The organism is Candidatus Phyllobacterium onerii (assembly GCF_028331445.1).
Classification (GTDB): Bacteria; Pseudomonadota; Alphaproteobacteria; order Rhizobiales; family Rhizobiaceae; genus Phyllobacterium; species Phyllobacterium onerii.
In genome coordinates this window covers 110729-134759 of sequence record NZ_JAQMHX010000004.1, presented here as the reverse complement: position 1 = coordinate 134759, position 24031 = coordinate 110729, and the positions used below count along the sequence as shown (strand labels likewise).

Genomic DNA, 24031 nt, shown 5'->3' with positions numbered 1-24031 from the left:
TGGACGAGGGAAGTTCCGGCCGCGCGCACCGCGGCCGGAACTTCCGCTTCATCAATTCATCCACCAATGCCTAACTTCTTGCATCCCTCGGCATAGCGATCGACGCAAAGCTGTTCAGCTTTCATGATGTTCTTGTCGATGATCTCCGCTTTCAGGTTCTCGGCCGTAACGACGGCGGGAATGAACAGCTGGGACGGGGTGTCGTACAAAGTGACGTCAGCCTTTGGCGTCTCGCCTGCCAGCAATTTCACTGCAGCGTTGGCTGCTGCAGCCGCGACGATTTCGCTGGGCTTGGAAATCGTGTTGTACTGGTCCCCCGAGATGATCAGCTGGAGCGCTGCAATCGTCGCGTCGTTGCCGGTCACCGGCGGTACCGGATCCACACCGGCTGCCTTCAAAGCTGCGATCGCCCCACCGCCGGTTCCGTCGTTCGCCGCGACAATCCCCACGATTTTCTTTCCGAAGCGAGTGACTTGCCCGCTCGTCCATTGCTGCGCCTTTGGCGGAGCCCATTCCGGCGTGTCGTATTCAGCCAGGATTTTATAGCCGCTGTTGTCCAGACCGGCATGAATACCCTTTTTGATCAGTCCTGCCGCTGCATCGGTCGGGGAGCCGTTGATCTGCAACACGCCGCCGTCCGCAGCAGCCACCCCCTTTGCCTTCAGATGCTCGACCAGTGAATCGGCGATCGCCTTGCCGATGCCTTCATTGTTGAAGGAAACGTAGAAGTCGGCCTTTGCGTCCGGAATGGGCCGGTCGTAAGCAATGACCTTGATGCCTTGCGCTTGGGCCTGCTTGACCAGCGATGCGGCCGCCGTGGAGTCGACAGGATCGAGCACAATGACCTTTGCGCCCTGTGAGACGACGGAGTTAAATTGCTGCTGCTGACGTGAAGCGTCCGCATCGGCGTTCTGGTAGAGTACCTTGCAGTCAGCGCATAGCTTTTTCATTTCGGCCACGAATCCGGGAGCGTCGTGCTCCTCATATCTAGTCGACGCTTGGTCCGGCATGAGAAAAGCCACTGTAGCGCCGGACTGGGCAAATGCCGATGTCCCTCCGAGAAGACCGGCGACAAGCGCTGCGGCTCCTGTCATTTTAATTGCGATTCTCGTCATAGAATTTCTCCCTTGTCGTTTGATGATGGTTTTCTGCGTTCCCGCTTTCATTCTAAAGCATGTTGAAGCTGGCCATGGGCGATGACTTGCCGTTTGCCATCCAGAAATTGGCATAGCGATTCCGACGGCGCGCAGCTGCGCTCCGCACTTCTCGCCGATTTTGGTCCTCCCTTTCCTCCTCTTATGCGGCCTCCACCGCTCTAACGTTCTGTGCCAATAATGTTTTAAAGCGCGAAGGGGCCATCCCCTTTTGCGCCAGGAAATGGCGATTGAAGTTGGAAATATTGTTGAAACCCGCCGCGAAACAGATGTCGGTAATGGTCATTGCGGGCTCGCTCATAAGCAGATGGCACGCGAAATTAATGCGCAGCCGATTGACGTACTGGACGAGCGCCATGCCGGTGTGGCGGCGAAAACTGCGCGAGAAAGCACTGGCGCTTTGTCCCGTCAGGCCAGCGAGATCCCCCTCGCTGAAGGGTTCGGTCAGGTGGCTGTTGATGTACAAAAGAGCCTGGTTGACGCCAGCCGACATGAATCCAGACGGATCGGGCATGTATCGCGAGCTTGCCAGCGAACGCGTTCCCGTCGCGGAACTCATTGCATTCAACACCCCGATAAAGAGTTCGATGCGCCGCAAGCCTTTGGCTGCCACAAGTTCCTTCAACATCGGTCCGACCGCACCTGCCGTCGCTGCGGAAAACAGCGCTCCGCGCCGACTGAGCTCCAACATGGGCAGGCACGCCGCCAGCTCGGGAAAGACGTTGGTGGCGTCCGTTATGAACGCTTCGTTGAATTGCACCACCCTGCCCCGCAAGGGTATGCAGGTGCCGGCAGGAATGTTGCTTACCCAGTTATGCGGCAAATTGGGGCCGGTGAGAACCAGATTGTCCGGTTCGAACTCACCGATGAAGTCGCCTACGAAATATCTCCCGGTTGTCGCGACGACGTGATGTATTTCGTATTCCGGATGAAAGTGCCAGCGCACGGTGTGGAAGGGATAGCCGTGCTCCCAAGCCTTGAACGACTCGCCGCGGCCGATCTGGACGACTTCCAAATCTGGATTCACTTGAATCTCCTCCTTGCGCCTCTCAACTTGCGGTCCTAACAGGACGCCTCCTCCCAGAAGCATTTTCACAAGCGCGCTTGGAACGTAGCTGTCATATAGCCCGAAGGCTACTACGGTAGCGCCACATGATTGATACTTTTTTGACATTTTGCTTCGAAAGAAGCGCCGTTTCGCACATGCGAACAGGAAGGCGACTGTCCGATTGCCATTACAAGGCAACCACCGAAGCGCCCACGGCAATAGTGCCGATGTTGACATCTTCGGCCCGGCGATTCATCAAAGGTCTATGAAATCGCAGGAACTATTGCTCGCGTCCGAGCTCACCTCAGGTTTTCCAAAAATCCGTTCGATCCTCGCGGACAGATTTGCGGGCACGAAACTCATGATCGTTCCCACTGCGGCTTACGGCGAAGGATGGAAGCCGGATTACGAGGGCCACTACCGCCCATTTGAAGAAATCGGTTTTGAGGTTATTGACTATGATCTCGTTGGCAAGACGGCGGATGAGGTGAAGGCCGCTCTCTGCAAGGTCAGTGCCGTTTACATGAGCGGAGGTAACACCTTCTACCTCCTCGACCAAATGCGCAAAAGCGGCTTCTTTGATCACGTGCGCGAACGGATTGGGGAAGGACTGGTCTATATTGGCTCAAGCGCCGGCTCGATTGTCGTGACGCCGGACATCGGTTATGCGGACGCCCTGGACGACCGATCAAAGGCGGAGCAAAACAACGATATTGGTCTCAACCTGGTGAATTTCTCGATCCTGCCACACATGGATCATGCCAGCTTCAGGGCTTTGGTTCAGAAAACCTACAACGCGTTTGAAGGCAACGGGACGATGTGCCTCGGCCTCAACGATGATCAGGTCATCCACGTTGTGGGCGATTCATTCAGGGTGATTTGAGGCTAGCTAGCCTTTCTCACAAAAACAAAATACCGCTTCGCGCCAGCTGGGAAGCCTTAACGCTTGTTGACTTAAAAGCTGTTGCGCTCGTGATAGGTACGCAGGAACGACTGAATACGCGGATCTTCGGGATGATGCAGGATGCGATCGGGGCTGTCCACGCTGACCAGTTCGCCTTTTTCCATGAAGCCCACCTGATCCGCAACATGGGCGGCGAAACCCATTTCATGCGTTACCACCACCATCGTCATCCCCTCTCCAGCCAACGTCCTCATGACGCTCAGCACCTCGCCCACAAGTTCCGGGTCAAGCGCGGATGTCGGCTCATCGAAAAGCATCAGCCTGGGTTCCATGGCGATTGCGCGGGCAATTGCAACGCGCTGTTGCTGACCGCCGGAAAGCCGCGATGGATGGCTTGCGCTCTTGTCTGCCAGTCCAACCTTGGCCAGCGCCTCGCTGGCACGCCGATCCGCATCGGCTTTCGATATTCGGCGCACGCGGATCAACCCCTCAGCCACATTCTCCCTGGCGGTCATGTGCGGCCAGAGGTTGAACTGCTGGAACACCATGCCGATCGATCGGCGCATCTCGCGGAGCCTGCGGCCCGACATCTTCTTGTTGGGCGCATCATAGCCGATAAGCTGACCGTCAATGCGGACTTCACCGGAATCATACTCTTCGAGGAAATTTATGCAGCGAAGAAGGGTCGACTTTCCCGAACCCGAAGGGCCAATGAGACAGGTGACCTTGCCTGGCGGTATCGATAGATCAATGTCTTTCAACGCTTGAAACTTGTCGTAGTATTTGTTGACCTTGCGCATTTCGACTGATGACGCAGCAGGCATCTTACGTCCTTTCGATCAGATGTTTCGTGATGCGCGCTTCCAATCTGAGTCCGACGCGCGAGATCGTCTCGACCAGGCCCCAGAAGAACAACGCCAGCACCAGGTTTGCCTCCACGTAGCGGAAGGTTTCGGCGGACATGCGCTGCACCTGATACAGCAGTTCGGGAACGGTTATAATCGACAGAATGACCGTTTCCTTGGTGAGGATAATCGAGAAGTTTACCAGCGCTGGCAGAGCAGAGACCAGGCCCAGAGGCAGTAGGATTCGTCGCACGATATCCGATTCGGACATGCCGATCGCACGGGCCGCCTCGATCTGGCCATCGGGTACGGCGCGGAAGCCCGAACGAAATATCTCCGCGAAGTAGGGACTGCCATAGATCGTCAGACCCAGCAGGCCTGCAGGCAGCGCGTCAAGGCGCAGGCCGACGAGCGGACCGCCATAGTAGAGCACGAACAACTGGACGAGGAAGGGCGTGCCGCGGATCACTTCGATATAGGCCTGGACGATCCATGTCACCCAGCGTGGCGCATAGCGTTGAACGAGCGCGATGACGAGGCCAAGCGCCATGCCGAAGACCGTGCCAAGCGCCCAGCACAGGATGGTATTGCCGAAGCCCTTCAGCAGCGAGGGGCCGTATTGCTGCAGAACGCTCCATTCCATCAGACGGCCGTCCTGTGTTCGAGATAACGTCCCAGCGCCGCCAGGCACAGATTGATCAGCAGATAGATGCAGGCCGCCGCTATATAGACTTCAAGCGGACGGAAGGTGGTGGCGGCCTGCGCTTGGCTGGCGCGCGTGATTTCGAGAATGCCGACGACCGAAACCAGTGAAGACGCCTTCACAAGCAGGATAAGTTCATTGATCAACGCCGGCAGCGATAGCGTCACGGCTTGTGGGAGGATAACCCGGGTCCATACGTCGACGGGCGTCATGCCGATGGCGACCGCAGCCTCAGCTTGTCCTTTCGGTAACGCCGCGATCGCGCCGCGCCAGATTTCGGAGATATAAGCGCTGGCGCAGATGCCCACGGTCACCACGGCGGCGACCATTGCTGGCACGTCCAGGCCGATAACCGGCAAGGCATAGTAGAACACCAGCAATTGCACCAGCAGCGGCACGCCGCGCAAGAAACTGACCCAAATGGCCGCAAAGCGGCGCAGTGGCGGGTACGGCGACAGGCGAGCGGCACAAATCAGCGTGCCAATCACAATACCCAATCCGATGCCCAAAACCGAGATCAGCAGTGTATATCGCGCTGCCCAGAACAACGGCCCGAAGCTTTGAAAGAATACCGCTAGGGAAAACATCCACCCTCACTATGCCCAAGCGCGCGGGGGGGGGCCCCCCCCCCCCCCCCCCCCGCGACTTATTTGGTAGGAACTTCGCGGGGCAATTCGGTATAGCTGCCCAGCCACTTTTCCTGGATAGCCTTGATGCGGCCGTCGTCGGTCATCTTGAGCATCGCAGCGTTGATTGCCTTGTTGAAGCTTTCGCTGTCAGCATCCTTGCGCACAACCCATGCGAAATATTTCGGTTCACCGAACTGGGCTGGCGTGAAGAGAGCAAAGCTCTCCGGGCGGCTCTTCACGAGAGCGGTGAGATTCGGAAGTGAGCCTGCGACCGCATCCAGGCGGCCGGCGGCGAGATCGGCATAAGCTTCGTCCGTGGTGCCGTATTCCTTGATCGTCACACCGCCCAGCTTCTGGCCATAGGCCTCAAGCTGCTTGAACTGCGCCGTGCCCTGCTGGACGCCGACGGTCTTGCCCTTGATGTCTTCAGGTTTGGTAAGTTCGCTGTTGTTCGCGGCCTTGAGCAGCGAGACGGTTGCATCAGCAATAGGCAAGGTAAAGCCGTAACGCTCCAGCCGCTCCGGCGTAATGGTCACCGGGGCGATCACGATGTCGAACTTCTTGACCTCAAGTCCCGGCAGCTCGGCAGTCCAGGGGATATCCTGATACACTGGCTCGGCCCCGATTTCTTTGGCAACCTCATCGAACAAATCCTTGGTCATGCCCTCATAGGTGCCGTTGTTCAACATGTCGAAGGGCGCGTAGTGCATATCGGTGGCCGTGACGATCTTGCCGGCCGCCTTGATGTCCGCAAGCTGGTCGGCCCCGGCGGCGCTCGCAAAACAAAACGCGGCTAAGCCGAGAAGCGTGCCTTTGACGGTCATGTGAATGTTCATTGCAGTTGCTCCTTTTGAACCAACGGGATGGATACGGCCAACACGCACTGCGTCACCGTATCCCAGATCAGAGAGTACCGGACCGACGTACGTGTTTTGCGCGCAATCGGCCGCTTCCACCTTCGAGCGGCGTCAGCGTGTCACGTTCATCGCCCGGTCACTCCACAGCGACAGGGGCAGCGCCCCTGCTTATTCTGCTTCGCCAACGCAAGACTTGCCATGCCTGAACGCTAGAGAAGTCCTTGTTTCCGCGATTCGGCAACGCGACCGAACTTGGGAGTCTACTCATACGTTTCAGCCAAGCGGGAAAGCAAGAAAATTGACGTCATATCCTCATCGTTAATAAGTGCGGTTCCGATGAAACGTTATCCAACGTTTGGAGCACCAACCTGGAACATTGGACAGCGTGAAGCCAGCTTCGCGCCACAAGCAGTCATAGTTCCCACTAATGTGGAGACCGATCCGACCAAGGCAACTTCCAAGTCCGTTTCGGCCTGCACCCACCGCTGGTTCGAGGTCTTAGTCAAAAGAGATCGCGCAGCATTTCTACCGGATTGCTCGTCGGACCGAGAGTTGGCGGTAGGGGGGAAGGTATTTTCGGCATTGTGGGGTCGGAAGTTGGCGGCAAAGGGGACGGTATTTTCGGCGTCGCGGGATCGGGAATAGGCGATATCGGGGACGGTGTATTCGGAATTGTGGGATCGGTAGTGGACGGTATCGGGGATGGTGTCGGAACCGTGAGGCCTGGAACGGGCGATATTGGGGATGGTATCGTCGGGCCCGTGCCAGGAATGCCGGGCAATCCACCTAATATCTGCGGCAAAGGCAATCCTCGTTCCTGGAAGAACTTCACAAGCTCTTTGTTGCCGCCAAACTCGAGATCGCCGATCGTCAGCGCGAAGCCAGGTTCGCCCGGGCAGTTGGTCCTGACCTGTCCTCCGGTCGCCGTGGCAGCCAGTTTCTTTTCTGCAGCAGCGCGATCGTAACCTGCCGACTCGGAGCCAAGCAATTTGGCGGTCAGATTGGCTGCTATCCAGAGTCCTCCATCATCACCTTCGACCCGCTTTGGGACGAGTGCATACTGGGCCTCGGCCCACGCCGGTGTGAACAGCAAGTGGTCTTCCCCGCCTTTGATCTTGAGCGGTTTGCCATCCGGGCCTCGGCCCTGTCTCTGAAAAGGCAAATCACTCAAGAGCAGCACATCCGGGGCGGTCTGCAGGCCAACCGGAACAGTAATGTTTGCGCCGACTGACGGAACCGATACCCAAGCTTCCTCGAACTCCGCTTTTCTGTCTGTCTTGAGCGCCAGCTTGATGTCGCGGCAACCGATGTCGGGCTTTAGCATCACGACTGTATTGCCACCCACCTCCCCTATTTCGAAGCCCGCATCGAACCCGGACGCTATAGCTGTGTTTCCGAGCAGGTCGACCGTCGTACCGACACCTCTTCCTATCAAGGGGTCGACATGCAGATCTACGGATGCCTTGGCGTCGACCTGCGCATTGAGCGAAACCTTCAAGCGTCGCCCTTTGGTCCAAGATATGCCGACTGCATTTACCGCTATTGTTGCCGCTACCGCTCCTGGGTCGGCAAGCTCGGCGAAAACCCCGCCTCCACCTAGAACATCTGCGTTCCATTTTTGATCGGCAAGCCGGCCCTTGAATTGCACCGACTTGACGGTTGCAGTCCTGTTTACAGCAGGGAGCTGGTTGAATTTGTCTTGAACCAGGTGAGCCACCGTCCCGTTTATCCAAAGTGCAATATCGGCGTCGTTCAATTTGGGTATCCGGATTCGCTCCAGATCTTTTCGCATTCTGACGATGTCATCCTGAATTTCGCGCGGGGGCTCACCTATACTGGTTGCCACTGGTTTTTCGTTGAAATCAGTCAGCAGCCATATCCCGCCATCGAGGACGACAGCGTTGGCGGTGTGAATTTTTTGCGCCAGTTCGTTTGGCGGTACGGCGATCTGAACCTTGATCCAGTTTTCATCTTTTGGATCGCGAACTGGAACTGTCTCTGTCACATCCTGCTTCAAATCATAGGCGAAGCTGTTTTTGAACGGGAGCTTCAAGGTGAAAGCTTCGGTGAACTTCGGCATGAGACCCGTTTCAATGAGGTCGCTAGCATAGCTCCTCGACTTGATAATGGACCATCCCCATCCGAATTCGGGATCGAGTCTCAAAAGAGAAAGAGCGAAGACGGCTTGCGCTTCCCCATTTGCCTCTTCTTCTATGCCTTTGAAAACGAGGGAGGCTTGGCCGTCAAATTTTACAGTCAGATCCCTTTTATCCGAATGGGCGTCAAGGCGAAGGAATGCCCAGGCAAAGCCAGGTTGAAAGTCGACGGCGACATTCCGCAGATGTACGACGGTGTCCTCATCTGCCTTGAATTCGGGGTCGTAGGCAATTTGTGCATCCTTCAGGCTTTCCAGTGCGGTGTTCAATCCGCGCTCCGAAATGAACAAGCCCGCCGGCCATGCTTCTGGAATGGGCTTCTGCCTCAGGAGGTCTTCGGCTTCCGACAGTGATCTCCATTCCGATAGGGTGCGGTCACGCTCGAAACTTAAATCCTGAAGTGCCAGCCACCCGATACCCATGGATGCAAATAATGCAATTGCAATGATGACGCGTGCGCCCGTTCCCATGGCATGATCCCAACGCCAGATGATTGCAGTGTCAAATAGATGATAGCATTTATTGCCGGAGCCGGTAGCCCACTACTTGGATCCATGTGCGCATCAGATGGCTTGACCTGGGTGTGTCAGCCGCGCAATCTTTTTCACGTGCTTCACCGCCGCGCTACCACCTGTCGTTCTGGTGAAGAGGTCAAGTTTCTCTTCATCATCAGCACCGACGGGCATCAATGCCCGATCCATGTATTTCCTTGAGCCCGGGCTTTGCGAAATCAAGAACCCCGTCGAGACCAGCCGGACAATCGTAGCGGCAAGGATGACATGCTTGGCAAGCGTTCCACAAACAAAGCGAGGCCAAAAGATCATGGGATTTTCCTGCGGCAATTCGGGCCGTCGTTCTGACCGACGTTTCAAACGCAGTATACCGCTCTGCAATGGATGCACGTGCTCAAGGGGGACCATCGTCGCGAACGTGACGAGCACCTTGACAAGACTGCCGACTGGAACGCCAGTTGCAATCGCGCGACGCAGCAGGGTCTTCATGTGTTTCGGTGTGTAGTAGAGCAACCACGCCTCCCGATAAATGGCCTCCCATTCACGCTTGGTCATCTTGGCGTGGGCGGTGCAGACATGCTCTACATCGTAAATGTTGAGATCGGCGTCCATCTCGACGCCACTCTTCCACAGGACCTGATGATCCTCCGATCCGGGCAGCGGTGTAAGGCAGAAGAACTCAATGACATCGATCGGGAGCTCTTCCTGAATGATCGCAATATCACGTCTGATCGTTTCGGGCGTGTCCGCTGGAAAGCCGAGGATATAGCCAGCCAGTGTCATGATGCCCTGCTCCTTCCACGCCAGCAGCATCTTGCGGTATTCGGTGATCTTGTTCTGGGCCTTTTTTGCCGCGATGAGATTGTCCGGGTTGACGTTCTCCAACCCGATGAAAACGCGGGTGACACCAGCGCGCTTCGCCTTCTCTATGAAGTTTTCAATCCTGTGGCAGAGCGTATCGACCTGGATCATCAAACCAAGCGGGATCGCTTCCTTCTCTTTCAAAGCTATCAGTCGATCGAAGATCGCTTCCCACTCTTTGTTTCGCGCAAAATTATCATCGGTAATGAAGAACTTGTGGATGCCATTCGCCCAGTTCAGGCGCACCAGTTTCTCGACATCATCAGCCGAGCGAAAGCGCGATTTGCGTCCCTGCACATTGATGATTGTACAGAATGAACATTGATAAGGACAACCGCGTCCAGCATCGAAGCTCGCGCTGAGGCCGAGTGTGTGCTCAATATAACGTTTGGGCAGGAACGGTACAGGGGCACCGTCGATGCTCGGCAAGTCATTCATGAAGTTGTAAAGCGATTGGAGTTGGCCCGACGCAGCATCGCGCAGCACGGTCTCCAGCCGGCCCTCGGCCTCGCCGGCAAACATGGCAATGCCCATTTTGCGACATGCGTCGAGCCCGACAGCGCTTCCATCAAGCATGGCCAAGCAACCCGACACATGAAAGCCTCCCATGGCGACGGGCAGTGATGCATCGCGGAAGGGGCGGGCAATGTCGAGAGCGCGTGGATATTGATTGGACTGAACGCCAATCAGAGCGACCATTCCAAAATTGTCGTTCCGCCGAAACTGATCCAAGAGCATCGGAATATTGACGCGTGTGTTGGTCTCGTCGATGACCGTGATGTCGATGGCAGTATCCGCACCGAGTACCTCACGATCTGCGCAGTCAAGGGCAATGCCGTATAGAGCAGCGAGCGAATTCGAGGGAATCATAGCGCGCCACCAACGGATCACATATCCGTTGTCGTCGTAGTGCGACGGTTTGATTAGAATCAGCTGGAAGCGTCGATTTCTAGCCTCTGAAACATGTGACAAATCAGTCTTTCGGGGTTGGCGGAAGTTCCGCAGGCACCCCTGCACATCACAACAGTCGGTGCTGATAACGCATAACTGATTTCATCCTATCGCACTTTCCAATAAATGTCTTGTGGAAGACAATCGTTCGAACTGGTGGAAATTGTTGCGGTCTAGAGGGGAGCCTTCGCAATAATGACCGAGACTGGATTTACCTGCGGAAAAATGATTACAAAATGGAAGACGTTGTCTTATCCGACCCATATACCGTAGGAGCATTCAAATATTGGTTACGGCCGTTGTGGGCGAACCCTTCACGGCAGTCTATCAGGGTATTGCTTTTGCAAAGAAGGACACGGAATTGCGCGACGCTTACGCCTCTGCACTAAGAGCGCTGATGGCATCGGGCGAATACAAGACAATCTTCGCTAAGTACGGCCTTGAGGGCACGTTGTTGGACGGTATCTATATCAACGGTGAAGCTGCAAAGTAACATTTCGGCATCGGTGTCCCGGCGGCGATGCTGCCGGGACACCATCTCGCTCAGTGTATCCTGTATCAGTCGAACGACAGCGTAAAATTTGAGAAGATTCCTTCCATGAGCATTGCCACCCTCCACGGAACTCCTATCGAACGCCTTGCGACTCTCGTTGCGGATCTTCGTTTCGAAAACATTCCAACGGACGTCGTCGCCAAGACGAAAATCCACATCGCGGATACGCTTGGTGCCGCCCTTGCCGGTGCGCGCTCAACGGAGTTCGGCCTGGCACGCAAGATTGCCGACGGGAACGGCAAGACGCGTCTGTGGGGCACGCAAGCCTTCGCATCTGCTCGCGACGCGGCACTAATCAACGGTGTAGCCGCCCATGCCTTCGAGCTCGACGATGCCGGCGGGTGTGACCATTCCGGAGCCGTCGTCATGCCCGCGGTTCTGGCCGCCGTGTCTGCGTCGCAACATGCGATCAACGGGAAGCGCCTGATCGCGAGCGTCGTGGCGGGATACGATGTTGGACGGCGAGTTCTCGAAGCCGCCGGCGGCTATGATAGTCACAACAGTCTCGGTTGGCATTCAACAGGCACCTGCGGAACAATGGCGGCAGCAGCAGCCCCGTGGCCAATCCGCAGGGTTTGTCGCAGCAGGGCTGTCTTGATGCAATCACGCTGGCGACAAGTTTTTCATCCGGATTGTGGGGATTTATTCATGATGGCTCGCAGGCCAAAAAAATTCACGCTGGGCGTGCGGCTGAGGGGGGATTATTAGCCGCCACGCTTGCTGGTGAGGGATTTGCCGGACCCTCGAAAGTGTTCGAGGATTTGTGGGGCGGCTTCTTCCGTTCTTTCAACAAGTCGTCGGGCGAACCGGAAAAACTATCGGAGGCGCTTGCGGAGAAATGGAAAATCAATCGTGCTGTTCTGAAACCCTATGCCTCCTGCCGCGGCGCTCATTCGGCGATCGATGCGCTGGAAGATATTCTCCAAGAAACTCAACAAAAACCGGAGAATATCGTGTCTATGCATTTGCAACTCAGCGAAATGCTGATGGGCATGTGTGGTCACAAAACCAGTAAGTCCATGGCCGGTACGCAGATGAGCCTGCCCTATGCCCTTGCGGCACGCTGCGTTTTCGGCACTGCCGGTCTCGTTGCCCATTCCTCCCAGTGTAGGTCAGATCCACGCATCGGCGCAATCACGCAGCGGATGAACCTCGAAATCGACGGGGCCATGCGGCCGCTGGACGAGCCGATCCTGACTCTTTTGTTTGCCGACGGAACTCGCGCCCCGCGCATGGTGCCGCGCGCGACCGGATCCTCCGAACGACCGATGCAGCGGGAAGCAATCGCCAACAAATTCCGGCATCTTGCCGGCACGACCCTCGATGACGATCAGGTGTCCAATCTCTTGAACGTGCTCGATAAACTCGAAAATGTCGAGGATTGTCGCCAGTTCGAGACACTGCTTGCAAGTGACACAGATAATCGGCCAACCTTCCGCTGAAGGAGTTCCAGCATGATCTACGATCTTTCTCCACGGCCGCTCAATCCAGCGCCCAAGACACCGCCGATGACATGGCCGAACGGTGCGAAAAGCGCCCTTTTCATCGGCTTTGACGTCGATGCAGAAACTGCTTGGATTGGTAACAATCCGTCGAACGTCGACCGGATGGTCACGACTTCGCATGGTGGCTACGACGCCCGTGTCGGGATTGCTAAAATACTGCAACTCATGGAGGAACTGGCCCCTAAGGCCACATTCTTCGTTCCAGGCTGGACGGCGCTGGCGCATAGGACTGCGTGCGAGCCCATAGTGAAGGCGGGTCACGAGATTGGCCATCCTGGTTTTCTGCACAAAATGCCGGACCGCGAAAAACTAGATGAAACGTTCGAGGAGATAGACCCCGGATTCGAGGCACTGGAGAAAGTGCTGGGCGTGAGGCCAATTGGCTACCGGGCACCGTCAGGTGAAAATTTCCCCGAGCTTCTTGCCCATCTGGCGAAGGCCGGCATTCGCTATTCAAGTTCGTTTCGCGACGACATACTGCCCTATCGTCACCAACTCGCGGACGGCAAGCCAGGCATCGTTGAAATCCCCGTCAATTTTGCCTTCGACGACTGGAACTTCGGAATGTCGAGCCGGACCAGCCCACGCGCACTTTTCGGGCGTGAAGCGATCCTTCCGCTATGGATCGACGAATTTGAGGCAACTCATGCTTGGGGCGGCGTAACCACACTTGTCCTGCATCCGCAAGTCTCAGGACGGCCAATGCGTTGGCATATTCTCAGCGATTTTCTGCGGCATGTTCAAGCGAAAGGCGACGTCTGGATCGCGACTGGCGCCGAAATCGCCGGTCATTTCGAGCAAAGTAATCTGGATACTTGAAAGTGAGGATAGGAAAGAGATGGCGCAGTGGCACACACGACGAGACGTTGAACATTTACAGGAAAAATCCGCCTCGTCTACTTCGAACAGCGTAGTATCGCGGCTGGCCGAAATGGATACCCGGACACCTTTCGCTTGGTGCAAAAGCTAGCTGTCAGAGGTCGCAAAGCCGGTGCAATTCAGATTTCCGGAGAGCTCCATTGCAATGCAGCTGTCGAAACGGGACTATCCCAAAAATGCAACCCCTCCTCGTCAAGCAACGACAACGTGACAGAAAGACCAGCCATATCGAGCGAGGTCACGTAGGTTCCTACCAATGATCTCGCGACACTGATGCCTTTGGCTTCGAACAGGCGACGGACAATGTTGTAAATAAGGTAAAGTTCTGGCGTCGGAGTACCCCCGAAGCCATTTACCACGACCAGCGCACGGTCCGCGTTTTGCAGCTCTATATCCGCGAGGATGGTATTGCACATCATGCTGGCAATAGTGTCGGCATCGGCCAGTTTCTGCCGGGAAAGCCCGGGTTCGCCATGTATCCCGACCCCAACTTCCATCTCGTCCGGGTTCAGCACAAAGGTGGAACGTGCCGTGTCGGGAACGGTAACGCCACCGAGAGCCACGCCCATTGTACGTATCCGCGTGTTCAACCGGTCACCAAGCGCCTTCAATCCGGCAAGATCCATTCTAGCCTCGGCGGCCGCTCCAAGAATCTTCTCGACGACGAGTGTACCAGCAACCCCCCTCCTGCCAGAGCTTCGCGGCGGGCCTGGCACCGCAATGTCGTCGCTTACAATAACCGTCTCGATCCCATGCCGCCCCGCCACCACCTCCGCAGCCATTTCGAAATTCATCAAGTCCCCGTCATAATTCTTGACGATCAGCAGGCATCCCGCTCCTGTGTCTGTTTCTTCGATGGCAGCGACAATCTGGTCGGGCGTCGGAGAGGTAAAGATATGTCCGGTGCAGGCGGCATCCAGCATGCCTAGGCCCACAAAGCCGATATGCATTGGCTCATGACCCGCTCCCCCACCCGATATGATCGCAACTTTTCCTGGCGTAAGATGGCGCCGCCTGACAAACTTCCGGTCGGAACCGAACACAACCAGACGGTCGTGAGCCGAAACGAAGCCCTCAAGGCTTTCGGCAACCATCGACTCGGCCTTGTTCATGAATTTTTTCATCGTGCCCCTCCACTGGCATCGACTTATTCAAGCACGGCTCTTGACCTCCACCAAGCCATCCTGAGAATAACGGTCTAAGGTCAGGACCTTTTAGTCTGAATTCCCCAAAAGTGTTGCGATCTTCTGGACAAAGTCTGTGATTGCTTCATCCACCAGTCGATTTTTCTTATCGTCACCAAGATCCGGAACCATCAGGGACAGCGATCTCAATCCTTCGGTACTGCCAAAGTCCGGCAATTTTCCCGGATGCGCGGCATGATAGGCCGCCACAAACTGTTCCTGCTCGGTCGGACTAAAGTGACAAACCCTGAAAATTGTCGCCAGATGCCGCGCCGGCAATGGCGTGGAATAAGCCGGACTTGTAATCTGGGTGACGAAACTGCGGTGTTTACCGAGCGCCGCGGCCAGACGTTGACGGGTTCCTGACGGGCGATTGTCGATGATCTGGGCCAGAATGGTCTTGTAGACCACAATGGGATCTTCCATGACTTCCCGCGTCATCTTAATTCGCCGCCGCCGTGCGCTCAGCGTCGTTGAACTTGAGCCTTGGATGGCCTTGCAGTCTAAACATTTCGACCATCGACTTTTCCCTCGTCGAAATTGTGTTCGACCAGTTCCTTCAACGCCGCAATCGCTTCTGCCGCCCCAATTCCGTCAGCGCGAATTTTCAGAACGGAACCCTTCCTGATTTTGGCTCCCATAACCTTTACGATGCTTTTGCCATTCAGCCAGATGCTGTTACCGTTCACCTCTATCTCGATCGTGCAGGGAAAGGATTTGGCAAGACGGGTGAAAATCACGGAAGGGCGGGCATGCAACCCGGTCCCGTGCACAACTTCAATTTCCGTCTGTCGCTGCGCCGTCACGCGATCTGTCTCCTGTATTCTCGCATCCTGCTTGTCACTCATGAGGGCGAAAGTTCCTCGGCTGTGGCGACTACTTTTGCAAGCGACGCCCCACCGGACGCTTCCGCCGCGGCAATGACCGCACCCTCGACAATAGGTGCATTGCAGATGGCGACCATCCCGGAACGTGGTTCGCCCAGCATTTCGATTGCCATTTCGCTGTTGGTCTCCGCGCCGCCGAGATCAACAAACACCGCAACTCCATGATCGGACCATGCTGCCTCTATGGCCGAGAGAATACCCATTGCATTGGTACCGAGGCCGCCCTCGGGATTGCCTCCGCACCATGAAAGCGGCACGCTATCGCCAACCATCTGGCGCACCATATCGGCAGTGCCTTTCGCAACGAGTGGCGAGTGCGATACGATCACAATACCCACATTTGCAGTCTTGCCTTTCATGCCGGACGGTACTCCTTCAGGTAGCGGCAAATGGCTGTTGTCAGGAGAGCACAGCTCGATGCCCCCGGATCGACATGGCCAATGGAACGATCCCCAAGGAACGAAGCACGTCCCCGCATCGCCTTCATGTCAGCGGTTAGTTGAGCAGATACCTCCGCCCTTTTGGCTATATTGATCAGGGCTGATTGCCTTACCATTTCTGTTTGAACGGGGTAAAGCACGTCGAGCAACGTTTTGTCACCTGCATGAGCGCGCCCGCGCCGCGCCACCGCATCGACCGCCTCTCCAAGGATGGTGGCGAAATCCGCCTCGTTTTCCCGGGCGCCAAGCCGCCGCCCAATCTCTATTAGCAAGGTCCCGTACAGCGGCCCCGCAGCACCGCCAACGCTCATGACAAGCGTCATCCCGATTGTCTCGATCGCCTGCGGCAGCGGCAGGCTGCAAAGCCTTTTTCGATCGAGATACACCGCCTCGCAACCGCGCCGCATGTTGGTCCCGTGATCCCCGTCACCGATGGCCCGATCAAGCTCGCACAGGTCATCAGCATGGATCACGATGGCCTCGTGGCAGGCTTCGATCAGTCCCAGCACAAGTTCCCGATCAGTCTGCAACGACGGAAGTCTCCCCTCGCGCGACTTTACCATCAATCACTTTTGCCGCGATCTCGAAAGCAGCAGCGACAGCGATGGCTCCCGGATCAGCGACACCGGCGAGATGCCCTGCACCCACATACGATGCACGGCCCGCATTTGCTTTGGTCATCGCCATGGTGGCATTGGCACCCGCAGCTGCCGCCCTGGCAGCGTGAGACGGTCCACTTGCCGCCAAGGCTCGCAATGCCGGATCGAGCGCGTCCACCATGGTTCTGTCACCAGGTCTGGCTCCGCCGTAAAAAGTCATGCGGTCGAGGCCCTCAAGCAGCGCGGCCGGCAGATTGTTCTTCTCCGTCATTGCCTTGGCCGCTGCCGTGAAAAAGATCGAGAGCAGAACCCCACTTGATCCACCCATACTGGTTGCCAAAATCCCACCGATCGCTGCAAATGTTCCCGCGTTATCAGCGAGCGGCAATGATTTGATCTTGCCAAGCACGCCTCGTGCCCCGGCAGCAACTGTCGATCCCGTATCACCGTCTCCAGTGCGGGCATCCAGACGATTGAGCTCGGTTTCAAGCGAGATCAGATGCTGGCACATGGCGGTCACCAATTCCTCCGCCAACGGATCGTGGCTCGCCGCGGCGATGGCCTCTCCAACCGGGACCTTGGGCGCGGGAAGAATATCCAGGCCATGCCGTAGAACCGGAGGAGCCCACGCATGAGGGTCGACGGGAGAGGCAAGCGCCGTCTCACGTTCCGCGTCGAGTCGGATGAGCGAAAGCGAAAAGCCGTTCATGTTGAGCGCTGTCATCATTGGCGAAGGGCCGATCACCAGCTTCACCCGATCCGCCAGCGAAGACGCAAGAACATCATGGGCAATGAGGCTCATTTCCAATGGCGGCACAGCCCCAAGGTTGTTGATCAACAACGCATAATCGCCCGTCCCCGGCAGAGACGCCGCAAGCCGCTCCGCCATGAGGGCGACGATCTTCCCGGACTCCTGCAGCGCGATACGTTCGACCCCCGGCTCGCCATGAATGCCAAGACCGAGTTCGCCCTCGTCAGCACCGAGGCGTTGTTCCTGCTCCTGGCCCGGGATCGAGCATGTCGACAGCGAGACACCCAGCGACACAATCTCGCTGGCCGCCGACGCAGCAGATGCAGCCACATCGTCAAGGCTATCGCCGCGTTCGGCGAGAAAACCTGCGATCTTGTGAATGAACAGCGTACCGGCAACTCCACGCGGCTGGGCAAGGTCCGGAAGCGCGATATCATCGGCCACGATGACCATCTCCACCCTGAACCCTTCGGAGCGCGCTCTTTCAGCGGCGAGCCCGAAATTCAGCCGGTCGCCGGTGTAATTCTTGACGATCAGCAGGCAACCTTTCGGCCCTGTGACGGCACGGATCGCCGTAAGCACGGCATCAACACTGGGAGAGGCAAAAATCTCGCCCGAAACGGCGGCCGTCAGCATGCCCCTTCCGACAAACCCGGCGTGGGAAGGCTCATGACCCGCACCGCCACCCGATATGACGGCGACCTTGGACTTGTCCCAGTCCGCACGCAGGATGACCTTGATATCCGGATAGCTATCAAGCCGCGCTAGCATTCCGGGACGACTCGTCAGCAACAGACCATCCAGCGCCTCGGTAACTATGTTTTCCCTGCGGTTGAAAAAGTGTTTCATCGGCATTTTCCAGTCTTTTCGCCTTTTACGCGTGTTGAACAAACCATTCGGATCGCGGCAATCCCTCAAACCACCCTGTTTCCATCCGCACCGAAATACAGCGGATTTCTGAGCGCTAGGCCAATTGGATCTCCCGGTTTTACCGGCAGACGCGGATTGGCCAAAGTGATCAGCTTGCAGTCGCCGACCCGTATATGCAGGTGATTCTGGTCTCCGAGGTGCTCCACCCAATCGACGTGCGCATTGACATCGCCGCCTAGCGTTATGTCCAGATGTTCGGTCCGCGCCCCGATCGTTCGTGTACCTGCCGGGATCTTGCTGTCCGGCAGAAGGTTAGCCGGAAAAAGATTAATGTGCGGCTGCCCGAGGCGCGCAGCGACATGAATATTAGCCGGGTTGCTGTAAATTTCTCTCGGCGATCCGATCTGCACCAATCGACCCTCGGTGAGAATGCCTATGCGATCGGCCATTGTCATGGCTTCGATCTGATCGTGTGTCACGTAGAGAAGTGTTGATCCGAGCTCTTTCTGAATGCGTTTGAGTTCCAGCCGAAGATCGGCGCGCAACTTCGCGTCCAGCGAGGAAAGCGGCTCGTCCATGAGATAGATCGCGGGCCGGCGTACAAGCGCCCGGCCGATAGCGACGCGTTGCATTTCGCCGCCCGAGAGCCGGGTCGAGCGGTTTTCGAGCTTGTGGTCAATGCGCACCATCCGCGCGACTTCCCGAACCCGGCGATCGATCTCATCCTTGCCGAGACGGCGTGCCGGCGACCGCAGGGGAAAAGCGAGGTTGTCGTAGACCGACAGATGCGGATAGAGCGAATATTGCTGAAAAACGAACGCGACATCGCGGCCCGCCGGCGCTTCTTTCGCCACGTCATATCCGCCAATAATGATGCGGCCACTGTCGGGGCGCTCCAGCCCGGCAATCAGACGCAGCGTAGTGGTCTTGCCGGCACCGGTGGGGCCAAGCAGGACGACGCATTCTCCGTCGGCAACAACCAGATCCACATCCGCGACGGCACGGGTTTCGCCAAAATTCTTGTTGATGCCTTGCAGGACGACTTCAGCCATGATGATGCTCCGCATAGCGAGACGATGGAACCGCCCTGCCCGACTTGCAGTCGAAGAGAGACAGTCTGTCGTAGTTGAGTTCAAGTCCCACGGTTTCGCCAATATGGAAATTCTGGTCGGCCGGTACACGCGCCTTGACCAGTCCCTTCCCCATCTCCACTGCGACGATCTGGTTGGTCCCGTGATATTCGCTGCCAAAGACAGCGCCGCGCAAAGGGGATACATCGCTGAAACTTATATCTTCGGGCCGCACCCCAAGCGCGAGTTCGCTTTCCGCAAGGTCGAGATGGACTTCCGGAACAGAAATATCCACGCCATCGACGACAACGGATCGCGCACCCTTTTGTAAGCCGGCCGTAAACCGCAGAAAATTCATTGGCGGCGAGCCGATAAAATCAGCGACATACATGGTAGCCGGACGATTATAGATTTCCTGAGGCGTACCGAATTGCTCGATGATACCGTGATTCATCACAGCGATCTTGTCTGCCATTGCCATCGCCTCCAGCTGGTCATGGGTGACGTAGACCGTGGTGGCACGGATCCTGTTATGCAACTCCCGCAGTTCCCGAACCATCAGATCACGAAACTCTGCGTCCAGCGTGCCGAGAGGCTCATCCATCAGAAAGCATTTGGGACGCCGGACGATTGCCCTTCCGAGCGCCACGCGTTGACGATCGCCCCCGGCCAGACCCGATACCGACCTGTCGAGAATATGGTCGATCTGCAATAGCTTTGCCGTCTCCTCGACGCGCGCGCGGATTTCTGCTTTGGCAACACCTTGCGCAAGCAGTGGAAACGCTATGTTCTTGCGTACATTCATGTGCGGATAAAGCGCAAAGAGCTGGAAGACAAAAGCAATATCCCGCTCCCGGGCTCGATTGAACGTGACATCTTCACCGCCAAGGAAGATCTTGCCGCTGGTCGGCAGCTCAAGACCCGCAATCATCCGCAGCGTCGTTGTCTTGCCGCAGCCTGACGGGCCAAGCAAGGCCAGGAATTCGCCATCCCGGACAACGAAGCTCGAATCTTCCACTGCGCTGAAAGCACCAAATTCCTTGCGCAGATTTTCTATTCTGATCTCTGCCATCGTCTACTCCGGGAACTTTGAAACGATGATGAACATGAGAGTACCCGCCAGCAGTGTGACCAGCGACCATGTGTAAAAGATCAGAAGGAAGGGCTGGAACAGCATCAGGAATCCGAGGCCGATCAGACCAGTCGCAATGTTCTCCATAGGACCGCGCCTGAGAAAGAACGGCCGTTTTTGTTTCGAGGGGACAGGTGGTTGCGCGGTCATTTGCGTACGGCTCCAAAAGTGATACCGCGCAACAGCTGCTTGCGCAGAAGGATCGTGAAAACCAGGATCGGCACGACGAAGATCGTGGTTCCCGCAGCAACGGCCGGCCAGTCCTGCCCGCCTTCACCAATGATCGTTGGAATGAACGGCGGAGCAGTCTGGGCTGCGCCCGACGTCAAGAGCACCGCGAAGGCGTATTCATTCCAGGCAAAGATGAGGCAGAAGATGGCCGTTGCGGCGATGCCCGTGGTCGCCTGCGGCAGGACGACCTTGAAAAAGGCCTGCATGCGCGTGTAGCCGTCGATCATGGCTGCCTCTTCGTATTCGCGCGGAATTTCGTCGATGAAACCCTTCAGGAGCCAGACGGCAAGCGAGACGTTTACGGCCGTGTAAAGCAGGATCATGCCCAGCGCCGTGTCAGACAGGCCAAGCTGCCGATACATCAGATAAATGGGGATTGCGACGGCGATGGGCGGCATCATGCGCGTCGAGAGAATGAAGAATAGCAAGTCCTCGGCGAGCGGAACCTTGAAGCGCGAGAATCCATAGGCTGCGAGCGTGCCAAGCGAGACGGCGAGGAACGTCGAGCCGAAAGCGATCACCAGCGAGTTCTGGAAACGCGGCCAGTAGTTCGAAGGCCCGGCGATGACCATGTTGCGGCTTCGGGTGATCTCATCGCAGGTACTCGTCGGAGCCCCGAGCGAAGCGATGTAGTCGGAGGTTTGCCTCGTGCGCGTGGTAAACAGGTTGCAATAACCCTCGAGCGTCGGCTGAAATACGATTTTCGGCGGATAGCTGATTGAATCCGGTGGGGATTTGAAGCTGGTCAGAACGATCCATGCGAGCGGGATCATCGTGATCACTGCATAGGCGATGACGATGGTCGCAGCGATGCGCTTGGAAGTACGGCTCGGCTCGACGACCGAATGGGCGGTGTTGATAGAACTCATCGCTGTTTCACCTTGTTGAGGGCTTTCACATAGATGTTGGCGAGACCGAACACCGCGACAAACAGAATGATGGCGAAGGCGGATGCACGTCCGGTGCGCCAGCTTTCAAACGCCTCTCGCTTCAGCGTGATGGAGGCGACTTCTGTTGTCGAACCCGGGCCACCGCCAGTGAGAAGGGTCACCATGTCGAACATCTTGAAGTTTTCGATACCACGGAAGAGTACCGCCAGCATGATGAAAGGCAGCGCCATCGGCAGGGTGATCGACCAGAACTGGCGCCAAAGCGAAGCGCGATCCACCTCGGCAGCCTCGTAGATATAATCGGGGATCGATCGCAATCCGGCCAGGCAGATCAGCATGACGTAAGGTGTCCACATCCACGTATCGACAATGATAATCGCCCAGGGCGAAAGCCGAACCGAACCCAGCATTTCGAACGAGGACGGCGGAATACCCGTTAGAAAAGACACGATGTGATTGAAAAGGCCAATCTGCGGTTGATAGAGAAACCGCCAGAAATTGCCGACGACGGCTGGAGACAACATCATTGGAACCAGGATGATCGTCGTCCAGAAAGCATGACCGCGAAATTTGCGGTCAATCAGATACGCAAGGGAAAATCCAATCAGCGTCTGCAGCAGGATCGTCCAGAAGACGAAATGCGCCGTCGTTTGCATGGCTTGCCAGATATTGGGATCATTCAACACCCGGCTATAATTGCTGAGGCCAACGTTTTCCAGCGCAGCATTGGGCCGGTTCGCCCGAAAATTCGTGAAGGATAGATAGATCGCCCAGATGAGCGGAAAAATATTGACGGCCAGAAGCAAAGCGATGGCGGGCGTAATGAACAGCCATGCCATGGAGCGATCGGACAGGCCGCGAATTCTGGAAGCGATGGGCACGGGCGTAGCACGGGCAACAGCCTCACCCAAAATGGTGGAACTTGTATGGGTCACGGACTTCACCTGGGTTTTAAAGCGTCGCATTCGAAAGAACTGCCCGGTACGTTTTCGGATCCGGGCAGTCATTTCAGCACGGGGTCATCTGAAGCGCCGGAGCTTTAAAGCTTCCCGTCGTCTTTGAAGACCTCTGTCCAGTCCTTGACCAGCCCATCAAGCGCCTCTTTCGCCGTGCCCTTGTCTGCAACGACGTAATCGTGAAGGCGTTTCTGCATTGCCTGCAGAAGGATAGCATAGGACGGTTCCTGCCAGAAATCCTGAACCTGATTCATGGCCACAAGGAAGTCCGCGGCAAATGGCTGACTCTCCGTAAATGTCGGGTCGTTCAGCACCGTCTTGTGCACGGCGTATCCGCCAAGCGACCACCATTTTTTCTGAACATCCGGTTGGGCAAACCATTTGATATAGGCAAGAGCGCCGTCCATATTATCAGTATTCGCAACAACGGAAATTCCCTGTCCGCCGAGTGTCGATGCCGCAACCTTCTCTTTCGGATTGACGAAGAACCCGATCTTGTCGCCGCCGACCTTCTCGTCTTTGTAGAGACCCGGAAAGAAGGCGAACCAGTTCATCGCCATGGCCACTTGTCCGGATTTAAACGCATCGAGGCTTTCGCCCATATACGCATCGGTATATCCGGGCGGTGTGCAGCATTTGTAGAGTTTCTTGTAGGCCTCGAGCCCGGCGACTGCTTCTGGCGAGTTGACCGCGCCCTCCATGTCATATTTGCCCGGCGTATTTTCATACTTGAAGCCATAGGGATAAAGCGCCGACGTTGCGCCCATGGTGATGCCTTCGGACGCGCGTTCGGTGAAGATCGCGGCTCCGTAAACCTTCTTGCCGTCGATTTCCCGCCCATTGAAGAACTCGGCGACCTCGAGCAGCTCATCCCAGGTCGTTGGAGCGGCCAGATCACGATTGTACTTCTTTTTGAATTCAGCCTGGATTTCCGGCTGGGCAAACCAGTCCTTGCGGTAGAACCAGGCATTGGCATCGCCCATCGCCGGCAACGCCCAATAGTTCGGTGTGCCTTTCGGCCATGTCGCATAGGCGTTGACCGCAGCATCGGCGAAATCACTCATCTTGATCCCTTCCTTGTCGAAGAAATCATTGAGCTTCACATAGTAGCCGTTTTCCGCCGAACCACCGAGCCACTGGCTATCGCCAATCAGAAGATCGCAGAGCTTGCCGCCGGAGTTGAGTTCATTGAGGATGCGGTCGGCGAAATTCGGCCAAGGCACGAATTCGAACTTCATGGTCGTTCCGCTTTGAGAAGTAAAATCTTTCGAGAGTTCAACCAATGCGTTGGCGGGGTCCCAGGCCGCCCAACACAGGGTGAGCTCATCGGCTTTTGCAAGGTTCGGCGCTGCCACAAACAACACAAACGCCGAGGTCGCCCCGAGCAGGGCCTGCTTTATGGTTTTCATGCATTCCTCCCAGATACACAAGCGACACCGCGCCGCTCTTTGAAAAGATCCTTCG

General features: G+C 56.6%; 22 protein-coding genes and 2 pseudogenes. 4 read left to right on the top strand and 20 right to left on the bottom strand.

Annotation, left to right across the window (positions count from 1 at the left end; genetic code table 11):
* Positions 1–56: 56 nt before the first annotated feature.
* Positions 57–1115, bottom strand: a complete 1059-nt coding sequence (locus PHA01_RS11005) for an ABC transporter substrate-binding protein (RefSeq protein ID WP_271895337.1) — start codon at positions 1113–1115, stop codon at positions 57–59.
* A gap of 181 nt (positions 1116–1296) precedes the next feature.
* The gene (locus tag PHA01_RS11000; RefSeq protein ID WP_271895335.1) at positions 1297–2181 is read right to left on the bottom strand and encodes an AraC family transcriptional regulator; all 885 of its coding nucleotides are present in this window, start codon (positions 2179–2181) and stop codon (positions 1297–1299) included.
* Between the two features lie 286 nt (positions 2182–2467).
* Between PHA01_RS11000 and PHA01_RS10995 the strand changes: the two genes are divergently transcribed.
* Entirely contained in the window at positions 2468–3085 is a 618-nt protein-coding gene (locus tag PHA01_RS10995) for a Type 1 glutamine amidotransferase-like domain-containing protein (RefSeq protein WP_271895333.1), read from the top strand.
* Between the two features lie 71 nt (positions 3086–3156).
* Here PHA01_RS10995 and PHA01_RS10990 read toward each other — a convergent pair whose 3' ends face one another.
* The 6 genes from PHA01_RS10990 to PHA01_RS10965 all read right to left on the bottom strand — a co-directional run bounded on the left by PHA01_RS10990 (position 3157) and on the right by PHA01_RS10965 (position 10641).
* Positions 3157–3930, bottom strand: a complete 774-nt coding sequence (locus PHA01_RS10990) for an amino acid ABC transporter ATP-binding protein (protein WP_271895330.1) — start codon at positions 3928–3930, stop codon at positions 3157–3159.
* 1 nt (position 3931) lies between these two features.
* A complete protein-coding gene (locus PHA01_RS10985; protein ID WP_271895327.1) occupies positions 3932–4594 on the bottom strand; it encodes an amino acid ABC transporter permease in 663 nt (220 codons plus the stop codon).
* On the bottom strand, positions 4594–5241 hold the full coding sequence (locus PHA01_RS10980) for an amino acid ABC transporter permease (RefSeq protein WP_271895324.1): 648 nt from the start codon (positions 5239–5241) through the stop codon (positions 4594–4596). The genes PHA01_RS10985 and PHA01_RS10980 overlap by 1 nt, the downstream gene beginning before the upstream one ends.
* Before the next feature lie 59 nt (positions 5242–5300).
* Positions 5301–6119, bottom strand: coding sequence for a transporter substrate-binding domain-containing protein (locus PHA01_RS10975; protein WP_271895321.1), 819 nt, complete (start codon positions 6117–6119; stop codon positions 5301–5303).
* Positions 6120–6642: 523 nt separating this feature from the next.
* Positions 6643–8766, bottom strand: coding sequence for a hypothetical protein (locus PHA01_RS10970; RefSeq protein ID WP_271895319.1), 2124 nt, complete (start codon positions 8764–8766; stop codon positions 6643–6645).
* A gap of 93 nt (positions 8767–8859) precedes the next feature.
* Positions 8860–10641, bottom strand: a complete 1782-nt coding sequence (locus tag PHA01_RS10965) for a B12-binding domain-containing radical SAM protein (RefSeq protein ID WP_271895317.1) — start codon at positions 10639–10641, stop codon at positions 8860–8862.
* Positions 10642–10915: 274 nt separating this feature from the next.
* On the opposite strand from PHA01_RS10965, the pseudogene PHA01_RS10960 reads away from it, so the two are divergent.
* The 3 genes and pseudogenes from PHA01_RS10960 to PHA01_RS10950 all read left to right on the top strand — a co-directional run.
* Positions 10916–11113: pseudogene (locus PHA01_RS10960) on the top strand (ABC transporter substrate-binding protein); the annotation flags it as partial.
* A gap of 105 nt (positions 11114–11218) precedes the next feature.
* Positions 11219–12615 (top strand): annotated as a pseudogene (locus tag PHA01_RS29410) (MmgE/PrpD family protein).
* 12 nt (positions 12616–12627) lie between these two features.
* Positions 12628–13497, top strand: coding sequence for a polysaccharide deacetylase family protein (locus tag PHA01_RS10950; RefSeq protein ID WP_271895314.1), 870 nt, complete (start codon positions 12628–12630; stop codon positions 13495–13497).
* 179 nt (positions 13498–13676) lie between these two features.
* On the opposite strand, the gene dhaK is transcribed toward PHA01_RS10950, so the two are convergent.
* The 12 genes from dhaK to PHA01_RS10890 all read right to left on the bottom strand — a co-directional run bounded on the left by dhaK (position 13677) and on the right by PHA01_RS10890 (position 23976).
* Positions 13677–14681 carry a dihydroxyacetone kinase subunit DhaK gene (gene dhaK, locus PHA01_RS10945; protein WP_271895312.1) on the bottom strand — a complete coding sequence of 335 codons (1005 nt, stop codon included), beginning with the start codon at positions 14679–14681 and terminating at the stop codon, positions 13677–13679.
* A 90-nt stretch (positions 14682–14771) separates the two neighbouring features.
* On the bottom strand, positions 14772–15182 hold the full coding sequence (locus PHA01_RS10940) for a hypothetical protein (RefSeq protein ID WP_271895310.1): 411 nt from the start codon (positions 15180–15182) through the stop codon (positions 14772–14774).
* Between the two features lie 62 nt (positions 15183–15244).
* Entirely contained in the window at positions 15245–15589 is a 345-nt protein-coding gene (locus tag PHA01_RS10935) for an HPr family phosphocarrier protein (RefSeq protein ID WP_271895308.1), read from the bottom strand.
* Positions 15586–15987, bottom strand: coding sequence for a dihydroxyacetone kinase phosphoryl donor subunit DhaM (gene dhaM / locus PHA01_RS10930; protein WP_271895306.1), 402 nt, complete (start codon positions 15985–15987; stop codon positions 15586–15588). Before dhaM ends, PHA01_RS10935 begins: the two co-directional genes overlap by 4 nt.
* Complete coding sequence (gene dhaL, locus PHA01_RS10925) at positions 15984–16631, bottom strand: dihydroxyacetone kinase subunit DhaL (protein WP_271895304.1); 648 nt, start codon at positions 16629–16631, stop codon at positions 15984–15986. Before dhaL ends, dhaM begins: the two co-directional genes overlap by 4 nt.
* Positions 16588–18267, bottom strand: a complete 1680-nt coding sequence (locus PHA01_RS10920; RefSeq protein WP_271895302.1) for a dihydroxyacetone kinase subunit DhaK — start codon at positions 18265–18267, stop codon at positions 16588–16590. Before PHA01_RS10920 ends, dhaL begins: the two co-directional genes overlap by 44 nt.
* Positions 18268–18332: 65 nt before the next feature.
* Positions 18333–19340, bottom strand: a complete 1008-nt coding sequence (locus PHA01_RS10915; protein WP_271895300.1) for an ABC transporter ATP-binding protein — start codon at positions 19338–19340, stop codon at positions 18333–18335.
* Positions 19333–20430: an ABC transporter ATP-binding protein gene (locus PHA01_RS10910; RefSeq protein WP_271895298.1), complete on the bottom strand. Its 1098-nt coding sequence runs from the start codon at positions 20428–20430 to the stop codon at positions 19333–19335. Before PHA01_RS10910 ends, PHA01_RS10915 begins: the two co-directional genes overlap by 8 nt.
* Positions 20431–20433: 3 nt before the next feature.
* Positions 20434–20640 (bottom strand): hypothetical protein, encoded by a 207-nt coding sequence (locus tag PHA01_RS10905; protein ID WP_262295009.1) that lies wholly within the window; start codon positions 20638–20640, stop codon positions 20434–20436.
* The gene (locus PHA01_RS10900) at positions 20637–21590 is read right to left on the bottom strand and encodes a carbohydrate ABC transporter permease (protein ID WP_271895294.1); all 954 of its coding nucleotides are present in this window, start codon (positions 21588–21590) and stop codon (positions 20637–20639) included. Before PHA01_RS10900 ends, PHA01_RS10905 begins: the two co-directional genes overlap by 4 nt.
* Positions 21587–22576 carry a carbohydrate ABC transporter permease gene (locus tag PHA01_RS10895; protein ID WP_271895292.1) on the bottom strand — a complete coding sequence of 330 codons (990 nt, stop codon included), beginning with the start codon at positions 22574–22576 and terminating at the stop codon, positions 21587–21589. The genes PHA01_RS10900 and PHA01_RS10895 overlap by 4 nt, the downstream gene beginning before the upstream one ends.
* Before the next feature lie 74 nt (positions 22577–22650).
* Positions 22651–23976 (bottom strand): ABC transporter substrate-binding protein, encoded by a 1326-nt coding sequence (locus PHA01_RS10890; RefSeq protein WP_271895290.1) that lies wholly within the window; start codon positions 23974–23976, stop codon positions 22651–22653.
* Positions 23977–24031 lie beyond the last annotated feature (55 nt).